At 68.7% G+C, this 965-nt stretch carries 1 pseudogene; it reads left to right on the forward strand.

Annotation, left to right across the window (positions count from 1 at the left end):
* A pseudogene (locus tag E8D38_RS27945) lies at nucleotides 1-965 on the forward strand (HAMP domain-containing protein); the annotation flags it as partial.

A 965-nucleotide genomic window follows, 5' to 3' on the forward strand; every position in this document is an offset into this window, starting at 1 on the left:
GGCAACCTGACCTCGCAGGTGCGCAACATCGCCGACGTGACCAAGGCGGTGGCGGCGGGCGACCTGTCCAAGAAGATCACGGTGGACGTGAAGGGCGAGATCCTGGAGCTGAAGAACACCGTGAACACCATGGTGGACCAGCTGCGCAGCTTCGCCGCCGAAGTGACGCGGGTGGCCCGCGAGGTGGGCACCGAGGGCAAGCTGGGCGGCCAGGCCGACGTGCAGGGCGTGGCCGGCACCTGGGCGGCCAGGCCGACGTGCAGGGCGTGGCCGGCACCTGGCGCGACCTCACCGAAAGCGTGAACTTCATGGCCGGCAACCTGACCTCGCAGGTGCGCAACATCGCCGAGGTGACCACCGCGGTGGCGGCGGGCGATCTCTCCAAGAAGATCACGGTGGACGTGAAGGGCGAGATCTCGGAGCTGAAGAACACCATCAACACGATGGTGGACCAGCTGCGCAGCTTCGCGGCCGAGGTGACCCGGGTGGCCCGCGAGGTGGGCACCGAAGGGCGGCTGGGCGGCCAGGCCGACGTGCAGGGCGTGGCCGGCACCTGGCGTGACCTCACCGACTCGGTGAACTCGATGGCGTCGAACCTCACCGCCCAGGTGCGCAACATCGCGCACGTCACCAAGGCGGTGGCGGCGGGTGACCTCTCCAAGAAGATCACGGTCGACGTGAAGGGCGAGATCCTGGAGCTCAAGGCCACCATCAACACCATGGTGGACCAGCTGTCGTCGTTCGCGGCCGAGGTGACCCGGGTGGCGCGCGAGGTGGGCACCGAAGGGCGGCTGGGCGGCCAGGCCGAGGTGCGTGGCGTGTCGGGCACCTGGAAGGACCTGACCGACTCGGTGAACTCGATGGCCGGCAACCTGACCTCGCAGGTGCGCAACATCGCCGACGTGACCAAGGCGGTGGCGGCGGGCGACCTGTCCAAGAAGATCACGGTGGACGTGAAGGGCGAG

The organism is Methylibium rhizosphaerae (genome assembly GCF_006386545.1).
In the GTDB taxonomy this organism is placed as follows: domain Bacteria; phylum Pseudomonadota; class Gammaproteobacteria; order Burkholderiales; family Burkholderiaceae_C; genus Pseudorivibacter; species Pseudorivibacter rhizosphaerae.